The following is a 17,563-nucleotide window of genomic DNA, read 5'->3' as shown; positions in this document are numbered from 1 at the left end:
CTCAGCTCACGCCGGTCGGGCCATCGAGCACGAAGCGTATCTTCCGTAAAAGGTCGATGCGGGAATACGGTTTGCTCAGCACATCGAACGCGATGCCTCCCGCATCGGTCCGCTGAAGCGACTGCGACGCATAGCCTGTTGTCAGGAGCACCTTCACCCCAGGACGAATGGCCCTCGCCCTGCGGGCGAGCGACACGCCGTCGAGGTCGCCCGGCATGACGATGTCGGTGAAAAGGATATCGAACGGGAGATCGTCCCCAATGCGCTGGAGCGCCTTCTGCGGATCCGTAAAGGCTTCGACCCGATACCCATGAGACTCGAGGATTGTCCGGGCAAGCTCGGCAAGATCCTCCCTGTCGTCGACGACCACGACACGCTCGTGCCCCTCTCGGTCGGCAGCCCGGTCGATGCGTCGGACCGGCTGCGGACCGCGACCGTCGGTTTCCGTGGCCACGGGGAAATACATGGTCAGGGTCGTTCCCCTGCCCTCCTCCGAAGAAACGGCCACGGCGCCGCCCGACTGCTTCGCGAAGCCGTAGACCATCGAAAGGCCAAGGCCCGTTCCCTTGCCCTCGGGCTTGGTCGTAAAGAAGGGATCCATGACGCGGGCCGCGACGTCCGGCGCCATGCCCGACCCGTTGTCGATGACGTCGATCGCCACGAAGGCGTCGCCACGCGTGGCAAGTTCCCCCTGATTGTTGATTTCCAGCGGCGTCGCGTTTCTCGTGCGAAGCGTCAGACGCTTGCCGGCCCGCCCCTCCATCGCATCACGCGCGTTGATCGACACGTTCAGCAATGCGACTTCCAGCTGCGTTGGATCGAGGCGCGCGTTTTGCGTATCCGGAGCGAGGTCGAGTTCCAGATCGATGTCGGCGCCGATGGAGCGCTCGAGCATGTCTTGCATGTCGGCGACAATCTGGTTGGGATTGACGACGCGACCCTGCAACGTCTGCTTTCGCGAAAAGGCAAGAAGCTGGGAAGTGAGCGTCGAGGCCCGCTGAATACCGGACTTGGCGCCAGCGATGAAGCGCAGCAGCTTGTCGCGCTCGATCTGCGGCCGGGTCAGTCCCACTTCGACGGATTCGACGTAGCCGATCATCAGCTGAAGAAGATTGTTGAAGTCGTGCGCGATGCCACCCGTCAGCTGCCCGAGGGCTTCCATCTTCTGCGCCTGACGCAGCGCGTCTTCCGCATCACGTCGCCGGCTGACATCGAGCTGAGACGCAAAGAAATAGACCACCTCGCCTTTGCCATCGTAGACAGGTGAAACGAAAAGCGCGTTCCAGAACGTCGACCCATCGCGGCGGTAGTTAAGAATTTCGGTAGCGATTTCCTGCTTGGCGGCGACCGCATCGCGGATGGCCGCGATGGTCACCCGGTCGGTTCCGGGGCCCTGCAGAAGCCGGCAGTTCCGACCGATGAGCTCATCGGTCGAATATCCGGTCATCCGAAGAAACGCGGGGTTCGCGAAGATGATGGGGTTGTCCGGCTTTCGCGGGTCGGTGACGATCATCGGCATACGTGTCGTCGAGACAGCCGCAAAGAAGATGTCACTTCCCGGATGGTCCATTCCCTCGTAATCGATACGGGTAGGCACCCGCTCTGTCGGGTCACTCATGCAGCGGTCTCCTGAGACGAGCATCGATTGTCCCGACGACCCTGAAAAGGATCGATGAAGGCTCGCTCTTTCGGGTAGCGCATGCGCCGCCTCGCGGCACCGTCTGCCCATCAAGCCGATGGCTTCGTCGACGCAGGCGGCGGCTCGATGCTCCCACTGGGCGCCATTACGGAAGAACACTTCGATGACACCTTCAACCGCAACGTCAAGGGCACCCTGTTTACGGTCTGGCACCCGTCAGTATGTATGGGCGGAACCGTGCACGGACGCACGTGTCATCGATGTCCGAGACGTCGGCCACATCGGCTTTAACGGGCCGGACGTCGGCTGCAAGCAGGCATGTTCTCTACCGTGAAGAACGCCCGCCGGAACTGATCGGCCAGCGGTACCGACTCGTCCTCGAACCAGGCACCGAGCGCATGGCCAGCGATGGCCATACCCGTCGACGCAGTCAAGGCGGCAACTGTCGGGTCGACTCCGCGGCCAAGCAACGCTCCCGCTACAGTCCGGGTAACCGCCGCCGACTTGGTCAACTGTCGCTCCTGAAGCGCCGGCGTCTGCGCGATGACCGACTGCGCCGGTCCGGCGAGCGGACGGTTCTCCTCGAACAGCGTGACCGTCGCCTCGAATGCCCAGAGCACGATCCGAAGCGGACCGAGTTCGGCCGGCGCCCTTGCGATCGCTTCCCCCAGCCTGGCGTGCAGTTCGGCCTCGTCGAACAGCACTTCCCGCTTATCCGGGAAATGTCGGAAGAATGTCCGCTCCGTCACTCCGGCTCGCGCCGCGATTTCGGCCGCGGTCGTGCCGTCGTAACCCTTCTCGAGAAAGAGTTCGAGGGCCGCCTCCTGCATGCGGCGGCGCACATTGTTTCGACTTTTCGGCACGTTCGGACTCTCTATTGTCAGTGACTGACATAACGGCTATAAATGTCAGTCACTGACTTTAGCGCATTCCGCCGGATGGAGAACCTCTGTGACCACGAAAACAATGCACGCGCTGTCCTTCCACGCTCATGGCGAACCGACCAAAGTCCTGAGACTCGACGAGACGCCTCTCCCCGTGCCGCAAGCCGGCCACATTGCGGTGCAGGTCCACGCCTGCGGGCTGAATCCCGCAGACTGGGCGCTTTGCCGCGGCCTGTCCGCCCGCAAATTGCCTTGCGGCGTCGGGCTGGATGTTTCGGGCACGGTTCTGGCCGTCGGTGAGGGCGTCACTAACTTAGCCATCGGTGATGCGGTGTACGGACCGGCAGATTTCAGGAACTACCCCACGGCAGGCGCCGCCCGCGTCGCCATCCTCTATTACTGGAACCGACTCCCTAACCGCCTCCCGCATGTCGATGCCGCCGCGCTACCCATGGTGGTTGAGACAGCAGCGCGATATCTGACCTGGTCGGGCGCCGAGAAAGGCCAGACGCTCCTCGTCAACGGCGCCGGGTCGATGGTGGGTTTCGCCGCAGTGCAGATGGCGCTGTTCGAAGGCATCCGTGTCATCGCCACGGCCGGTGACACCTTCGCCGATCGATTGCGTGCAATGGGAGCCACCGTGGTCGCGCATGGAGACGGAATGGTCGATCGCGTTCGTGCGCTTGGACAGCGCCCAGACGTGATTCTCGACACGGCCCCCATCAACTTGAAACCAGGATCGGTCGGCGCTCTTCCCGACCTCATCGACATCGTGGACGGCGATCCGAGCCGAGTCATCACCGCGGCCGATTTCGAGGGCGCGGCGAAAACGGGGGCACGCACCGGAGCGGAACGTGTGCAGGCAGAGGGCGGCTTCCGGCTTCGCTGGGACGTTTTGGAGCGCTACGGCGAACTGGCCGCCGAAGGGCGTTTCAATATCCCTGTTGCCCGTACCTTCGCCCTGGAAAACTGGCGCGACGCACTCGAGATAAGCCTGGCGGGTCAGGCTCGAGGCAAACTCGTGCTGACGGTCAGCGACGCGATCGCACTCTGAAGAAGACGTCACTTCCCGCCGTTGATACTCAGCGCCACCGCTTCCGCCACGCGGATCCCGTCGACCGCTGCGGAAAGGATGCCGCCCGCGTACCCCGCGCCTTCACCCGCGGGGAACAACCCTTGCGTGTTGAGGCTCTGGTACGTCTCATTCCGGCGGATACGTACCGGCGATGACGTACGCGTCTCGACGCCTGTCAGCAGCGCGTCGTTCATGCCGAAGCCCTTGATCTTCCGATCGAACGCCGGCAAGGCTTCACGAATGGCCTCGATGGCGTATCCGGGAAGCGACGGTGCAAGATCGGTCAGACGCACACCCGGCTTGTACGACGGCTGCACGCTGCCAAAGTCTTCGGACGCCCTGCCCTTGATGAAGTCGCCCACCAGCTGAGCGGGTGCACTGTAATCGCGACCACCCAGCTCATACGCGCGCGATTCGAGCGCACGCTGCAGGGCGATGCCGGCCAGCGGGCTACCGCTGTCATCGAACGCGGCGAAGTCTTCCGGGTCGATGCCGACCACGATCGCGGCATTCGCGTTGCGCTCGTTGCGTGAGTACTGGCTCATGCCGTTGGTCACCACGCGCTCCGGCTCGGAGGCCGCGGCTACCACGGTGCCGCCAGGGCACATGCAGAAGCTGTACACCGAGCGGCCGTTCTTGCAGTGATGCACGAGCTTGTAATCGGCGGCACCGAGGAGTGCATGCCCCGCCTGCGGCCCGAACCGGGCCTGATCGATGATCGACTGCGGATGCTCGACGCGAAAGCCGATGGAGAACGGCTTGGCTTCCATGTACACACCGCGATCGTGCAACATGAAGAACGTATCGCGCGCGCTGTGTCCCACGGCCAGCACGACATGATCGCTCAACAGTTGCTCACCGCTGGCCAGCGTGACGCCGCGCAGCTGACGCGAGCCATCGGCGGCGGTGTCGATGAGCAGATCCTCGACACGCTGGTTGAAGCGGATCTCGCCCCCCAGCGATTCGATCGTCTCGCGCATCGACTCCACCATCGTCACCAGACGGAAGGTGCCGATGTGAGGCTTGCTGACGTACATGATCTCTTCCGGCGCGCCGGCCTTGACGAACTCGGTGAGCACCTTGCGACCGTGGTGCAGCGGATCGGAGATCTGGCTGTACAGCTTGCCGTCGGAGAACGTCCCTGCCCCGCCCTCGCCGAACTGCACATTGGACTCCGGCTCCAGCTTGCGCTTGCGCCAGAGTGCCCACGTGTCGACCGTGCGTTCGCGCACGGCTTTGCCGCGATCGAGAATGATCGGTCGGTACCCCATCTGCGCGAGCAGGAGGCCGGCGAACAGGCCGCAGGGCCCAAGACCGATGACAATCGGACGCTGCTTCAGATCGGCCGGCGCGTGGGCGACGAACCGGTAGCTGGTGTCCGGCGTCGGCTGCACGTGCTTGTCGTCGGCATGGCGCTCGAGCAGGCCCTTTTCGTCCGCCACCTCCACGTCCAGCGTGTAGATCAGTTGGATGTGGCCGCGCTTGCGGGCATCGTGACCGCGGCGGAACACCGTGAAACCGAGCACGCCGCCCTTGCCGAGCCCCAGCCTGGCGCGGATGGCCGCCTCGATCGCGCCTTCGGCGTGGTCGAGCGGGAGCTTGATGTCGGTGAGTCGGATCATGAGGGCGGTCTGGCGGCGTGACCGGGTATTTTCGCATGTTGGGCAGGGGAATGCTGCGCGCGGCTGTCCCACTGCCAGGACCCGAACTACACTGGTCGACGAACCCCGACAACCGATAGCGACGCGACGTGAACCAGAACGGCGCAAGACAAAAAGCAGCGAACCGGTATGAATGCCGCCAGCCATAACCCCGGGGCGCACCCCTCTGGAGTTTGAAATGACCAACGAAGCAAACAGCCCCGCCGCGATCTACGCCAACGGCGGCGTGTCCCGGAATCCCGCCAGCGACGAGCTCATCGCGACTTACCCCTACCAGACCCCGGACGAAGTCGAGCGGCTGCTCGATAACAACGCCTCCGCGTTCCGCCTGTGGCGTGCTACGCCGATGACCGAGCGAGTGGCAGCCTACCGTCGGCTGGCATCCACCTTGCGGGAACGTTCGGAAGCGCTCGCTTCGCTCATCACCGCCGAGATGGGCAAGACGATCGGCGAAGCGCGTGCCGAAGTCGCCAAGTGCGCGGTGACGATCGACTGGATCGCCGGGAACGGACCGGCCATTCTCGCCGACGAACCCGTTACCGTGGACGGCGACGACGAGGTCTACGTGTCTTACCTTCCCGTCGGCAGCATTCTCGCCGTGATGCCGTGGAATTTTCCGATCTGGCAGGTTCTTCGTGCTTCAGGGCCGGTCATGCTCTCAGGCAACGGCTTCGTTCTCAAGCATGCGCCCAACGTGATGGGTGCCGCTCACGCCTTGCAGGAAATCTACGAGGCGGCCGGCTTTCCCAAGGGGTTGTTCGCAAACCTCAACGCCGATAACGAGACGGTCGCGCACGTCATCGAAGACTCCCGCATCGCCGCTGTCACCTTGACCGGCAGCATGCGCGCGGGCGCCGCGGTCGCTTCGACGGCAGCCAGGGCGTTGAAAAAGAGCCTGCTCGAACTGGGTGGCAGCGACGCCTTCATCGTCCTGGCCGACGCGAACATCGATGGTGCGGTCGAGGCGGCAATCCGCGGTCGCTTCCAGAATGCCGGACAGGTCTGCCTGGCGGCCAAGCGCTTCATCCTCGAGCGTCCCGTCGCAGAGGAGTTCACGCGCAAGTTCGTCGAGGCGGCAAAAACCCTGAAAGTCGGCGATCCCATGGACGCCGCAACACGAATTGGCCCGATGGCGCGTAAGGACCTGCGCGACGAACTGCATGATCAGGTCGAACGAACCATTGCGGCGGGAGCCAAGCTGCTGTTGGGTGGCAAGAAAGTGCCGGGAGCCGGAAACTTCTACGAGCCCACCGTATTGAGCGATGTCGCCCCGGGCATGGCCGCCTTCGACGAAGAGACCTTCGGTCCGGTCGCCGCGATCACCATCGCGAACGATGTGGAGCACGCCATCGAACTGGCGAACACAAGCGATTACGGGCTATGCGGCAACCTGTGGACCGGTGACGTCGCCCGGGCGCAGCGCGTGGCACGTCGGCTCGAGACCGGCGGCGTCTTCATCAACGGCTTCAGTGCGTCGGACGCGCGCATCCCCGTCGGTGGCGTCAAGAAAAGCGGCTACGGGCGTGAGCTTTCGCACTTCGGCCTGCGCGAATTCACCAACGCGCAGGCGGTCTGGGCGAAAACGGTTAGCTGAGTACCGGCCTGAGTCCGCTCACCGGGACGGACTACGTCCCGGACAGGCCAAGGAAATGGCGTCCGCGTTCCCATCGACGCACGACGAACCGTTCAAGCAGCAGTATGAGCAGCAGCGTGACCCCAAAGAGCGGCAGAAAGACCGCCAGCAAGACGATCAGCGCCACCAGGACGCCTCCCGCCCGTGTATCCGGACGCGCGGGAGGCGCACCAAGGACCCCCACCGGACGGCGTCGCCACCAGAGCACGACCGAGCTCACCGACATCGTAAGCAAGCCGAGGGCCGTGATCACGCCAAGTATCTGGTTCAGTGGCGCGAACAGCTGACCCTCGTGCATCGCCACGCCGTAGCCAATCAGACGATCGAGGAACGGCCGATCGGCAAAACGCACCTGGGAAACAACGGCGCCGGTCAGCGGATCCAGCCGCGCCTCGATACGTCGAGGGCGGTTCTGCGTATCGCTGCGCGCCGACCAATGCGGGTTCAACGCCGACGGCGGACTGATCAGCACCGGCGCTGGCCACCCGAGTGCGGCGACCTTACGCGCCAGTACGTTGACCGGGCTATAGGCATCCGGATCGACCATGACGGTGCCGGTCGCGGCACCCATGCCTGCCATGTGCGCGTGCTCGTCCATGACAGGCGTATTCGCCGCGCGGTTGGTCTTGCGCTCGGCGGCGCTGCCGATGGTCCAGTCCTGCGTGATCGTGGACTGTGCATACAGCCGACGACCTTCCTTGAGCATGCCGCCCCATGACTTTGCCCAGGGCAGGCCCGAGAGCAACAACGTGAGGGCCATCAGCGATATCCAGACGCCCGTCACCGCATGGATGTCGCGCCAGAAGATCCGCGAGCCGCTGGCGAGGCGGGGAATCAGCACGCCACGCAAACGGCCTCCACGAGGCCACCACAGGTAAAGCCCGGTGAGCAGCATCACGATGGTCCAGCTCGCCGCCAGCTCGACCAGCATCGAGCCGGGCGTCCCCGCCATCAGTTCGCCATGGAGATAGAAAACGATCTGCATGAAACGGTCGTTTTCATCGACGACATGCAGCACGGTCGCCGTCGAAGGATCGACGAACACCCGAATGACCCGGGGCCCCTTGCCGATCAGCACACGGGTGGCCTGGTCGGGTGTGGCAGGCAGTTCATAGGCGTTGAGCACCCCGCCCGGCACCGCCGCGAGAGCCGCGGCGATCTGGACGAACGGCGCCTGCGGCGCGCCATGTGCCACGTGCGCGTAGTCGCGCTCGAGCCACGGCTGAACCTGCGGCTTGAACAGATAGATCATGCCGGTGGTCGCCAGCCACACGATGAAAGGCAGGCAGAACAGTCCGGCGTAGAAGTGCCATCGCCAGATCATGCGGTAACGCGAACCCATCGATGGTCCTTGGCTGGAAATAAGTCTGGACCCACGTCCAGAGATCGCGATTATCCTACCCTTCGGCTGCTCACGTACGCGGCAACATGCCGCGCACGCCGTGTCCTGGCAAGCCGTGCGTCGTCCACGGCGACAGCCCACGATGCCGGGCCGTGCGATTAATTGAACCCGCTGGTATAGTTTATTGCCTGCCCCCGCATCCCTCCCCGCCCCGGAACCTCGAGTGACCACCTTAGCCCTCTGCCGCCAGCGCCCGCTTCCGAACCACGACCGCTCGCCGCAGTATCGCGAGGGGCGTTTCACCAATCCCCGGCCTCGTCCAGCGATGGGGTTCTGGGAAGGACTGAAACTTACCTGGCTGTTCGTCCGGGGCAAGCCCGCAGGCACGGTGCCGGACCGCCCGATTCCTGTGCGCCCGGTGACGCGAAGCGAACTCGAGGCCGCGCCCGACCGCAGCCTTTATCGACTGGGTCACTCCACCATGTTGATGAAGCTTCGCGGCCAGTTCTGGCTGACCGACCCGGTGTTCTCCGAGCGTGCCTCGCCCGTCAGCTGGGCCGGCCCCGCGCGCTTCCACGCCCCGCCGATCACTATCGACGAGCTGCCGCCCATCGCTGGCGTGATCCTGTCGCACAACCATTACGATCATCTGGATCGCGCCGCCGTGCTGCAACTGGCGGCGAGGACGGCCCGCTTCATCGCTCCGCTGGGTGTGGGCGACCAGCTGGTGGCCTGGGGCATCGACCCGGCCAAGGTTGAACAACTCGACTGGTGGCAGTCCACCGACGTCCAGGGCCTGCGCCTCACCGCCACCCCAGCCCAGCACTTCTCGGGTCGTGGACTGCACGACAGCGACCATACGCTGTGGGCATCGTGGGTCATCCAGGATGACGAGATGCGCGTGTTCTTCAGCGGTGACAGCGGTTACTTCGACGGCTTCAAGGCCATCGGTGACGCGTACGGGCCGTTCGACCTCACGCTGATGGAAACCGGTGCGTACGACGAACGCTGGGCGTTCGTCCATATGCAGCCTGAGCAGACCTTACAGGCGCACCTCGATCTGCGCGGCCGATGGTTGCTGCCGATCCACAACGGCACCTTCGATCTCGCACTACATCCGTGGGAAGAACCGTTCGAACGCATTGTCGCGCTGGCCAGCGCCGCGGACGTGCAGATCACCACGCCGATGATGGGCGAGCGCGTGGACATGAAGGCACCAGACGAGATGGTCGCCTGGTGGCGCTGATTCCGGCACGTCCGTCGTCAGGGCATCAGTGCGGCCTGGGCTTGCGCTTGTCCATGTAATCGCGATACGCCTCGATGCCCGTATCGCGGCGGAGCAGCTTCGAATCCGGATCGACGGTGTAGGAGGCGCCCTCGGGCAGCGTGACGTCACCCCGTCCATCGGTCATCGGCAGGCTCACGATGCGATCGCCGACTCGTACGTCCACCGGCATCGGGAACGGCCCCTTCCCCGGCACCGACCAGGCCAGGTGCAGTTGCTGCCCCTCACGGGTCGTGACGATCTCCGGCAAAGCCGCCTGGTAGAGATACACGTTGAAGAACCAGTGCATGTCCTTGCCGGTGACCCTGTCGACGATGTCGATGTATTCCTTCGTCGTACCGTAACGCGGCGCGAAGTTGCCCGGCACCGGATGATCCGTGCCGTACACCAGCTCGCGTGCCGCCCGGTAGAACGCCTCGTCGCCGATCAGGTTGCGCAGGGTGTGCAGCATCAGCGCACCCTTGTTGTAGATGTCCTGGCCCGGACCACCGCGCTCGTCCTCGTACACGTCTTCCTCGCGACGCGGCGTGCCGGACACGATCGGATGGTGGTTGGCGATCCGGCTGCGGATCTGCATCAGGCTCGCGAAATACGACATCTTCCCGCCGATGGACTCGGCGTAAGCGGGCTGCATATAGGTCGCGAAGGCCTCATGCAACCACATGTCGTCCCAGTTCGCATTGGTCATCTGATTGCCGAACCACTCGTGCGCCAGCTCATGCTGCAGCAGGTCGTCGTAGCCATAGACGTTTTTCGCGTACTCGTTGCCGTAGGCGTTGACGGTCTGGTGCTCCATGCCTTTGAACGGTGTCTCGGCGACGCCCATCTTCTCCGTGCCGAAAGGATACGGACCGACGGCGCTTTCGAGGAAGTCGAGCATGGCGGGGAACTCGGCGAACAGCTGCTTCGCCTTCTTCTCGTCGTCCACGTACCAGTAGTGCAGCGGGATGACGTTGCCGAAGCGACTTTTATACGACGCGGACAGCTCGCGATACGGCGCGATGTTCAGGGCGACGCCATACGTGCTCACGTCGTGGCTGCGCCAGTGATACGTACGCATGCCGTTCGCTTCGTCCATACCCATGGCCACGCCATTGCCGACAGCCACCAGCGGCGCGGGGACGGTGATGTGCTCGTCCACCAGCTTCGGGCGGCCCTGCGGATGGTCGATGCAAGGCCAGAACAGGTCGCAGCCCTCGCCCTCCACCGCGGTGGCCACCCAGGGCTTGCCGTCCGGCGTGGTCGCCCAGACGAATCCACCGTCCCACGGCGCATGGACGGCCGTATGCGGACTGCCGTGATAGACGACACGCACGGTGGTTTTTGCGCCCGCCCCGAGCGGACGCGGCAGGTCGATGGAAAGACGGCCGTCCGGATTGCGATACCCGCTCACCGTTAACGCCTTGCCGTCGACCTCGACCGAGTCGATGGGCAGGTTCCGGTCAAGGTCAAGCACGACGCGCTTCAGCGGCGCGGTCACCCCGAAGGTCAGCCGGGCGTCGCCCTCGATCCAGTGCCTGACGGGGTCGACGCGAATGCCCAGATCGGCATGGTCGAACGTCACCGCCAGCTGCTCGGGTGCGCGCGGCGCACCGGAGTTACGGGTGTAGTCGGTCAGCGGCGGCGGCGCCGGAGGAGCCGAAGGGGTGCAGGCTACGGTGCCGAGCGCAAGGCCGAGACCCAGCAGGAGGGGGTATCGCATACCGGAAAAGACCGTCAGGACAGGCGGAATCGCGCGGCAACGATACCGGCCCGGTCCGTTCCGGTCATGGGTCGTTAGACAGGTAGATTTATTCCGGCGGTTCCCACAGCTCGACCTTGTTGCCCTCCGGATCCATCACCCAGCCGAACTTGCCGTACCCGGAGTCGTCGGCCTTCTCGAGGACCTCGCAGCCCTCATCGCGCAGCAGCTGGAGCAAGGCGTCCAGGTCGTCCACACGGTAATTGATCATGAAAGGTGCGGCGCCGACGGGGAACTGGTCGCCCCCGGCGGCACCTATCGACCAGATCGTGCTACCCGCGGCAGGATCGGTCGCCGCATCGGCCCAGCGGAGTTCCGCGCCGCCCCAGTCCTGCACGTCGATGCCCAGGTGCGCCTTGTACCAGGCGCGCAGCGCGACGGGGTCGCGTGCCTGAAAGAAGATTCCGCCAATACCGGTGACTCGCTTCATCCGATCCTCCTCGACACGCGTTGCGGTTAGGTGGCCCTCAGTCAGTCTGAGCCTCAGCGGCGATACCGCGCAACTGCCGCTCGAACTCCTCGGGAGGCTGTCCGCCAGAGATCAGGTAGCGGTCGTTAACGATCACGGCCGGGACGCCGGAGATGCCCCGGCTCTGCCAGAGCGCCTCATCGCGGCGCACCTCTTCCGCGTAACGGTCGGAATCCAGCACGGCCCGGGCGGCGTCGCGATCCAGACCCACCTTCGCGGCGGCGTCGACCAGCGCGTCGTGGTTGCCCGGGTCGGTCTGCTCGGTGAAGTTCACGACGAACAGCTGACGCTTGAGTTCGAGCTGCCTGCCCTGCTCACGAGCCCAGGCCAGCAGACGGTGCGCGTCGAAGGTGTTGTAGATGCGACTGGCATCCGAGGTGCTCATGGTGAAACCCAGGTCCGCCGCCCGTGCCGCGATCCGCTCGCGGTTGACCCGCGCCTCGTCAGCCGAGATGCCGTACTTGCCGACGATATGCTCCAGCGTGTTCTCACCACCCGCGACCATGTTCGGGTTCAACTCAAAGGGATGGAAGACCAGCGACGGCTCAACCTCGTCCTTCAGACGCTCGAGGGCGATTTCGAGGCCGCCCAGGCCGATGACGCACCAGGGGCAGGCAATGTCGGAGACGAAGTCGATTTTCAGGGGCGTGGGCATGACGCGGTAACCTTCTCGTTTGCGCCATCGGGGACGCGACCCTCGGGACATGGCTACACCGCCCCTGCACTTCAACCCTTCTACGCTCCGCCCTCACTCTGCTTGCACACATCGAAAATGACCGACGAAACCCAGGATTACGTGGCATGGCTGCTCGAGCGTTCCATGCTGATGAAGGCGCGCGAGCGCGCGAGGCTCTACGGCGGCCAGTCACGGCTGTGGGCGTTTCCGTATGCCGAAAGCCGGGGCCGTAGCGCGTCGGAGATGGCGTCCGTCTGGTTCACCGCCTATCCGGCGTCCCTCGTGACGCGCCCCGGCCAGTCTGTGCTGGCCGCTCTGGGTCAGCACGACCTGTGGCACGCGCTGTCCGTGCTCGGCGTGCAGGGCATGCACGTGGGTCCCACCAAGGAGGCCGGCGGTCTGCGCGGGCGCGAAAAGACGCCGACGATCGATGGTCACTTCGACCGCATCGGTCTGGATACCGACGAAGAATTCGGCACGAGCGCGGAGTTTTCGGACATCTCGCGCATGGCATCGGTATTCAGCGGCATCGTCATCGACGACGTGATCCCATCGCATACCGGTAAGGGTGCCGATTTCCGTCTCGCGGAAATGGCGTATGGCGACTTCCCCGGCCTGTACCACATGGTGGAAATCCGCGAGGACGACTGGAGCCTGCTGCCGGACGTGCTGGAGGGGCGCGACTCCGTGAACCTCGGACCCCTGGTCGTGGATGCCCTGCATGAGAAGGGTTACATCGTCGGGCAGCTGCAGCGGGTCATTTTCCTGGAGCCCGGGGTCAAGGACACCGACTGGAGCGCGACGGCACCTGTGACGGGCGTCGACGGCAAGGTCCGCCGCTGGGTCTACCTGCATTACTTCAAGGAAGGCCAGCCGGCGCTCAACTGGCTCGATCCGTCGTTCGCCGCCCAGCAGCTGGTGATTGGCGATGCCTTGCACAGCCTCGATGTCATGGGCGCACGCGGCCTTCGCCTCGATGCCAACGGCTTTCTCGGCATCGAGCGACGGGCGGGCGGCCCGGCCTGGTCGGAGAGCCACCCGCTGTCGATCACCGGCAACCAGATCATCGCCGGCATGGTGCGCAAGGCGGGCGGCTTCAGCTTCCAGGAGCTCAACCTGACGGTCGACGATATCGCGGCCATGTCGCGTGGCGGCGCGGACCTGTCCTACGACTTCATCACCCGACCGGCGGTGCAGCACGCACTGGCGACCGGCGACACCGAGTTCCTGCGGCTGATGCTGCGTAGCGTGCACCAGCATGGCATCGATCCCGCCTCGCTGATCCACGCGATGCAGAACCACGACGAGATGACGCTGGAGCTGGTCCATTTCTGGACGACGCACGCGACGACACCCTTCTTCTTCAAGGGCCAGACGATGCCCGGCGCCATGCTTCGCGAGCAGATCCGCGAAATCATGTATGAGCGACTCAGCGGCGAGCACGCGCCTTACAACCTGCGTTTCGTCACCAACGGCATCGCCTGCACCACCGCCAGCCTTGCCGCCGCCGTGCTCGGCCTGCGTGACATGGACGCCCTCACCGAGGACGACATCGAGCAGATCCGCAAGCTGCATCTGCTGCTGGTGATGTTCAACGCGCTGCAGCCCGGGGTCTTCGCCATTTCCGGCTGGGATATCGTCGGCGCCCTCACCCTTCCGCCCGACGAGGTCGCTTCCCTGATGGCCGACGGCGACACGCGCTGGATCAACCGCGGCGCCTACGATCTGATGGATCTGGATCCCGAGGCCACCGCGTCGAGTCAAGGCCTGCCACGTGCGCGCGCGCTTTACGGCAGCCTTCGCGAGCAGCTGGAGCAGCACGATTCGTTCGCCAGCCGCGTGCGTCGCATCCTCACGGTACGCCAGGCCACCGGCTTGCCCGGTGGTCACCAGCGTCCCATTCCCGACGTGATCGCCCCCGGACTGCTCGTCATGTTGCACGACCTGCCCGCCGGGCGCGGCGTCCAGATCACCGCACTTAACTTCAGCGCCGAGCCGATCGACGAGCAGCTGATTCTCGAGAACGTCTCCGCCGGTCCGGTCGTGGATCTGCTCAACGAGACCCTGGAGGGCGATGTCGGCGAAGACGGTGTCTTGCAGATTCACCTGGATCCGTACGAAGGCCTGTGCATGAAGGTGGTCGGCGTGGCGCCGCATCCGACGTTCTGAGGCGCCACGCCAGCCTGCTCATTTGAGGACACCCGCCTCGATCGGAAACGGCGACAGCTGATGGTTCTCGCGCAGTCCGTCGCGCACATCGATCTCGATGCCGCGGGTGACCGCGCTCATCGGAACATCGTTGACGCCGTTTTCGAACGGGTCCTGCAGATCGTTACCGGACTGCAGAAGGCCGAGGAAGAGCACGCCGGCGACCGTCGAACCCAGTGGGGTCAGCAGGCCCAGCTGTTCGACCAGGCCGAACGGCAGCAAGGCGCAGAACAGGTGCGTGAACGCCACCGGGTAAACCGAGTATTGCTGCGGCAACGGCGTGTTCTTGATTCGCTCCATCCCGCCCTGCGCGTTCGAGATCTCCGCCAGCGTCCGCGCGAAGGCGGCACGGATGATGGAGTCGGGCGACGCATCGCTCAGGAGCGCGCCGGTACGCAAAGCGATGGCATTGGGCGCGTTGGCCACGGACGACAGGTCCGCGATCTCTTCTTCCGACAGCAGACCGTCCAGCTCGCTACGATCCTTCTGTCGGCGAAGATGCAGACGGAGGGCGTGGACGAAGGCGATCTGCCGATAGGAGATTTCGCGGGCCACGCGGGCGTCGTCGAGCAAGGTCCAGGCGTCGCGAACGAGGGTGCGTGAGCAGTTGACCATCGCGCCCCAGAGCGTCCGCGCCTCCCACCAGCGCGCGTACGCGGTGGCGTTGCGAAAACTCAGGTAGATCGCCACGGCGGTGCCGAACAGTGTGAGCGGTAGCGCGGGAAACGTATCCCACGACTCCTGCGTGACGTACCAGGCGGCCGTCACCAGTACGTCCCAGCAGAACAGGATCAGGAGTGGAACGCCGACATACCGCCAAAGGTGACTCACGTGCGCATGGCCGGGAACGAGCATGGTTTTTCTCCTCGATGGTTGGCGTCAGCTGCTGCGCGACGTGTCGGGGGTTTTCGTATACGCGCCAAACCCGTCCGAAGCGGTCGGCAGCGACTTGCTCTGCGTCGCGGGTGTCTGCACAGCGGGTTTCCGCGCGTCGTCGTCGGCGCCCCGACCTGTTTCACGCGCCTGAACGAGGCCCAGCGCGAGCACCAGCGTCAGAATCAGCATGGGGACCGAATCGCGGATGCCGAACCAACGCATGAGAATCGCGGGCGGTGCCGCGAGCACGACCATCGTGCCGAACCATTCAGCCGTCCAGAGGTCCAGCCGGTTCGGCGCATCGGAGGCGACGACGAACGTGGCGCACGCCGCCACCGTGGCGATGAGCGGCAAATGCGGACGAGCGCGGTGGAGCACGTAGGCCGCGGGGTCGATCTGTGAAGGCTGTGTTGGCATGCAAGGCTCGCTTTGCAAGGGGACGTCCCGAACTTGCAAGAGGCACTCGCGCGTTTGCAACCCGTGATTGGCATCGAAGTTCAGGCAGGGACGCGTTCGCTCCCCACGGTTTCACCGGTCAAGGGTCGCCAAAGCGCGTCGTGATGCGGCATCGCACCATCAGGACGCGACTTGAAGACGGGCCGCGATAACCCCTCGCGTGGTCGGAGTCGATTCAGACACGGGATGGCGTTGGCGGCCTCTGCCGATTGCGAGCGTGAGGTTCTTCTGATCCCCCGCCTCAAGGGCACCGCCAGAGGCCAGCGACACAAACTTGCGAAAAGGAGCCCTCGTTGGCCGTCGCAGACTTACGTTGAGGAAAATCGTGCAAGACATTGATCCATATCCTTTGACGGAGCGCCCATCCCGACTGCGTTAGCGCTTTAGTTTTTTTTACGCAACTCAGGCTTGCTGAGGGCTTTGCGCTCCGCTAGATTTCGCGGCCAGACCACCGTACAGGGGGCGCCGCATCCGTGGTGCTTGCGGGGGTCTGTCAGGGGCAATGGATTGAAGCTTCGTCACGATGATGATGCGCTGCGGGCATGGCCCCGGCCGGAAGGACGCACCTGGCGACTGGCGTGGGCCGTGAGCGCGGCCGTCGCTCTCGCCCTGCCCCTCCGCGCCGCGCCGGCGACACCGCCCGGCCCGTCTTACGATTGCCTGATCGAACCGGCGCAGACCGTCGAGCTCGGCACGCCGGTCACCGGTATGGTCGAGAAAGTCTTCGTATCCGGAGTAGAGCACGCTGTCGGCATAAGCGTCGGTGCCGAACAGGGTTGCGCACTGTTAGAAGGTGGTGGTGTCCGCTGCTGGGGACGAAACAGCTATGGGACGTTGGGAAGTCTTGCAAATCGAGACGCCCCTACCTATGGAGACGCGCAATTCGTCTCTCATGCACCCATTGGCTTCGTAAACTATCCAGGCAACGGCCGTTTACTGAGGAAAGCAAGCAAATGAACGGTTCGATGCCAAGGGAGTCCCAGATCCTCAACCGGCATCTATTAACGCTTCTGGCGCTTCTCGTGCTCGCCTTGCATTCCGCACAGGCAAAGAGCCAGATCTACTTTGGTCACGTTGTCGAAAGTACGTTGTGCAAAGAGAACGAGACCATCATGTTTGCGTGCAACATCAAGAAAAAGAAGGTCGCCGTATGCGCCTCACCTCGAGCCGACAATCCTTTTGGAGTACTTCAATACAGGTTCGGATCGTCAAGCCAGAGCCTTGATCTGGCGTTTCCGTCGAACGACGTCCCGGCACAGGCCAGCGCGTCGGGCGGCAGCCGCGGAAATATGGGGCGTGGCTCCATGCAGTTCCTGCGCATGAAGAACGCCGACGTGACATACACCGTCTATCACGATGCGTTTTCGTCGTCATACGGGCGAGAAGACGGTACGGAAGGAGGCGGCATACTTATCGAACGAGCAGGAAAACTTCTCGCGAATAAGCAGTGCGAAGCCGATCAAGTCATCTATTCGGGAATGCTTCAGGACGAACGTTTCTTTGGGCCCGCTATTCCTATCGACAAAACCCCGGTCACGACCTTCGAATCATTCGGCTACTGACACCACTGGTGCCTGAGGCACTCGCCTGAGACAAGAGTCATATGAAGCCTGGAAGC

At 64.1% G+C, this 17,563-nt stretch carries 15 protein-coding genes; 6 read left to right on the top strand and 9 right to left on the bottom strand.

Translation table 11 applies throughout. The features are described 5' to 3' along the window. Window position 1: 1 nt before the first annotated feature. Both FA85_RS20465 and FA85_RS20460 read right to left on the bottom strand, forming a co-directional pair. Window positions 2–1,618, bottom strand: coding sequence for a histidine kinase famiy protein (locus FA85_RS20465; protein WP_036113314.1), 1,617 nt, complete (start codon window positions 1,616–1,618; stop codon window positions 2–4). Window positions 1,619–1,926: 308 nt separating this feature from the next. After that, the gene (locus FA85_RS20460) at window positions 1,927–2,502 is read right to left on the bottom strand and encodes a TetR/AcrR family transcriptional regulator (protein ID WP_197056619.1); all 576 of its coding nucleotides are present in this window, start codon (window positions 2,500–2,502) and stop codon (window positions 1,927–1,929) included. 88 nt (window positions 2,503–2,590) lie between these two features. Between FA85_RS20460 and FA85_RS20455 the strand changes: the two genes are divergently transcribed. Continuing rightward, the gene (locus FA85_RS20455) at window positions 2,591–3,577 is read left to right on the top strand and encodes an NADP-dependent oxidoreductase (RefSeq protein WP_197056617.1); all 987 of its coding nucleotides are present in this window, start codon (window positions 2,591–2,593) and stop codon (window positions 3,575–3,577) included. 8 nt (window positions 3,578–3,585) lie between these two features. Here FA85_RS20455 and FA85_RS20450 read toward each other — a convergent pair whose 3' ends face one another. Beyond that, window positions 3,586–5,220 carry an NAD(P)/FAD-dependent oxidoreductase gene (locus FA85_RS20450; protein WP_036113318.1) on the bottom strand — a complete coding sequence of 545 codons (1,635 nt, stop codon included), beginning with the start codon at window positions 5,218–5,220 and terminating at the stop codon, window positions 3,586–3,588. Window positions 5,221–5,437: 217 nt separating this feature from the next. Between FA85_RS20450 and FA85_RS20445 the strand changes: the two genes are divergently transcribed. Next, the gene (locus FA85_RS20445; RefSeq protein WP_051943669.1) at window positions 5,438–6,853 is read left to right on the top strand and encodes an NAD-dependent succinate-semialdehyde dehydrogenase; all 1,416 of its coding nucleotides are present in this window, start codon (window positions 5,438–5,440) and stop codon (window positions 6,851–6,853) included. Between the two features lie 31 nt (window positions 6,854–6,884). Here the strand turns inward: FA85_RS20445 and FA85_RS20440 are convergent, their stop codons facing one another. Continuing rightward, entirely contained in the window at window positions 6,885–8,234 is a 1,350-nt protein-coding gene (locus FA85_RS20440; protein ID WP_036113320.1) for a PepSY-associated TM helix domain-containing protein, read from the bottom strand. A gap of 223 nt (window positions 8,235–8,457) precedes the next feature. On the opposite strand from FA85_RS20440, the gene FA85_RS20435 reads away from it, so the two are divergent. After that, complete coding sequence (locus FA85_RS20435) at window positions 8,458–9,480, top strand: MBL fold metallo-hydrolase (protein ID WP_036113322.1); 1,023 nt, start codon at window positions 8,458–8,460, stop codon at window positions 9,478–9,480. Window positions 9,481–9,505: 25 nt separating this feature from the next. Here the strand turns inward: FA85_RS20435 and FA85_RS20430 are convergent, their stop codons facing one another. The 3 genes from FA85_RS20430 to FA85_RS20420 all read right to left on the bottom strand — a co-directional run bounded on the left by FA85_RS20430 (window position 9,506) and on the right by FA85_RS20420 (window position 12,384). Then, window positions 9,506–11,221, bottom strand: coding sequence for a M1 family metallopeptidase (locus FA85_RS20430; RefSeq protein ID WP_036113324.1), 1,716 nt, complete (start codon window positions 11,219–11,221; stop codon window positions 9,506–9,508). A gap of 88 nt (window positions 11,222–11,309) precedes the next feature. After that, window positions 11,310–11,690: a VOC family protein gene (locus tag FA85_RS20425; protein WP_036113326.1), complete on the bottom strand. Its 381-nt coding sequence runs from the start codon at window positions 11,688–11,690 to the stop codon at window positions 11,310–11,312. A 37-nt stretch (window positions 11,691–11,727) separates the two neighbouring features. Then, the gene (locus tag FA85_RS20420) at window positions 11,728–12,384 is read right to left on the bottom strand and encodes a DsbA family oxidoreductase (RefSeq protein ID WP_036113329.1); all 657 of its coding nucleotides are present in this window, start codon (window positions 12,382–12,384) and stop codon (window positions 11,728–11,730) included. Between the two features lie 117 nt (window positions 12,385–12,501). On the opposite strand from FA85_RS20420, the gene treS reads away from it, so the two are divergent. Continuing rightward, window positions 12,502–14,574 carry a maltose alpha-D-glucosyltransferase gene (treS, locus tag FA85_RS20415; protein WP_036113331.1) on the top strand — a complete coding sequence of 691 codons (2,073 nt, stop codon included), beginning with the start codon at window positions 12,502–12,504 and terminating at the stop codon, window positions 14,572–14,574. Between the two features lie 18 nt (window positions 14,575–14,592). Here the strand turns inward: treS and FA85_RS20410 are convergent, their stop codons facing one another. Then, window positions 14,593–15,468, bottom strand: a complete 876-nt coding sequence (locus tag FA85_RS20410) for a bestrophin family protein (protein WP_036113334.1) — start codon at window positions 15,466–15,468, stop codon at window positions 14,593–14,595. 24 nt (window positions 15,469–15,492) lie between these two features. Then, window positions 15,493–15,906: a hypothetical protein gene (locus tag FA85_RS20405; RefSeq protein ID WP_036113337.1), complete on the bottom strand. Its 414-nt coding sequence runs from the start codon at window positions 15,904–15,906 to the stop codon at window positions 15,493–15,495. A gap of 546 nt (window positions 15,907–16,452) precedes the next feature. Between FA85_RS20405 and FA85_RS21665 the strand changes: the two genes are divergently transcribed. Both FA85_RS21665 and FA85_RS20400 read left to right on the top strand, forming a co-directional pair. Continuing rightward, entirely contained in the window at window positions 16,453–16,902 is a 450-nt protein-coding gene (locus tag FA85_RS21665) for an RCC1 domain-containing protein (RefSeq protein WP_156108734.1), read from the top strand. Then, window positions 16,899–17,507: a hypothetical protein gene (locus FA85_RS20400; RefSeq protein WP_036113341.1), complete on the top strand. Its 609-nt coding sequence runs from the start codon at window positions 16,899–16,901 to the stop codon at window positions 17,505–17,507. Before FA85_RS21665 ends, FA85_RS20400 begins: the two co-directional genes overlap by 4 nt. Window positions 17,508–17,563 lie beyond the last annotated feature (56 nt).

The sequence above is a fragment of the Luteibacter mycovicinus genome (assembly GCF_000745235.1).
GTDB lineage: Bacteria > Pseudomonadota > Gammaproteobacteria > Xanthomonadales > Rhodanobacteraceae > Luteibacter > Luteibacter mycovicinus.
Note: the sequence above shows the minus strand (reverse complement) of the source record. Positions and strands in the feature narration are given on the sequence as shown.

Bases quoted from the DNA above. Each gene is read 5' to 3' on its own strand.
- FA85_RS20465 (WP_036113314.1), bottom strand. From the start codon at position 1,618: ATGAGTGACCCGACAGAGCGGGTGCCTACCCGTATCGATTACGAGGGA.
- FA85_RS20440 (WP_036113320.1), bottom strand. From the start codon at position 8,234: ATGGGTTCGCGTTACCGCATGATCTGGCGATGGCACTTCTACGCCGGA.
- FA85_RS20420 (WP_036113329.1), bottom strand. From the start codon at position 12,384: ATGCCCACGCCCCTGAAAATCGACTTCGTCTCCGACATTGCCTGCCCC.
- FA85_RS20405 (WP_036113337.1), bottom strand. From the start codon at position 15,906: ATGCCAACACAGCCTTCACAGATCGACCCCGCGGCCTACGTGCTCCAC.
- FA85_RS20450 (WP_036113318.1), bottom strand. From the start codon at position 5,220: ATGATCCGACTCACCGACATCAAGCTCCCGCTCGACCACGCCGAAGGC.
- FA85_RS20425 (WP_036113326.1), bottom strand. From the start codon at position 11,690: ATGAAGCGAGTCACCGGTATTGGCGGAATCTTCTTTCAGGCACGCGAC.
- treS (WP_036113331.1), top strand. From the start codon at position 12,502: ATGACCGACGAAACCCAGGATTACGTGGCATGGCTGCTCGAGCGTTCC.
- FA85_RS20410 (WP_036113334.1), bottom strand. From the start codon at position 15,468: ATGCTCGTTCCCGGCCATGCGCACGTGAGTCACCTTTGGCGGTATGTC.
- FA85_RS20430 (WP_036113324.1), bottom strand. From the start codon at position 11,221: ATGCGATACCCCCTCCTGCTGGGTCTCGGCCTTGCGCTCGGCACCGTA.
- FA85_RS20400 (WP_036113341.1), top strand. From the start codon at position 16,899: ATGAACGGTTCGATGCCAAGGGAGTCCCAGATCCTCAACCGGCATCTA.
- FA85_RS20445 (WP_051943669.1), top strand. From the start codon at position 5,438: ATGACCAACGAAGCAAACAGCCCCGCCGCGATCTACGCCAACGGCGGC.